Below are 636 nucleotides of genomic sequence, written 5' to 3' on the forward strand. Positions count from 1 at the left end.
GCAGGTCGATGTACTTGGCCACCAGCTCGTCGGCGAGCTTGCGCGGCACCGGCCGAGCCCAGCCGCGCGCGGCCTGCATCGCCAGGATCAGATTGTCCCGCACGCTCAGGTCGGCCACGATGCCCTCGGCCTTGCGGTCCTCAGAGGAGAACGCGACACCGGCCTCGATCCCGGCCCGCGGCCCGGTAAGCCGCAGCTGCCTGCCCCCGACCACGACGCGACCGGAGTCGGCCTTGTCCGCGCCGAACAGCAGCCGCGCGACCTCCGTGCGGCCCGAGCCCAGCAGCCCGGCCAGCCCGACGACCTCGCCCGCCCGGATCTCCAGGTCGAACGGTGCGACGGAGCCCTTGCGGCCCACGCCTTCGGCCAGCAAAAACGTCTCGCCGGGCTTGCCCGAGCGGCGCTCGATCTCGTCCAGCAGGCCCATCTCACGGCCGAGCATCGCCGACACGAGGTCGATGCGGCTGAGCGAGGCGGTGGCGTGCTCGCCGACGAGGCGGCCGTTGCGCAGCACCGTGATCCGGTCGGAGATCTCGTAGACCTGTTCCAGGAAGTGGGTCACGAACAGCACCGCCACGCCTTCGTCGCGCAGCACCCGGATGATCCGGAACAGCTCCGCGACCTCGTCGGCGTCCA

At 71.5% G+C, this 636-nt stretch carries 1 protein-coding gene; it reads right to left on the reverse strand.

Annotated elements, in window-relative coordinates; translation table 11 throughout:
- The coding region (locus tag ACFQ3T_RS36940) for an ATP-binding cassette domain-containing protein (RefSeq protein ID WP_380730859.1) at window positions 1-636 on the reverse strand (636 nt) is incomplete at both ends.

The organism is Saccharothrix hoggarensis (assembly GCF_042678885.1).
GTDB classification, from domain to species: Bacteria; Actinomycetota; Actinomycetes; order Mycobacteriales; family Pseudonocardiaceae; genus Actinosynnema; species Actinosynnema hoggarensis.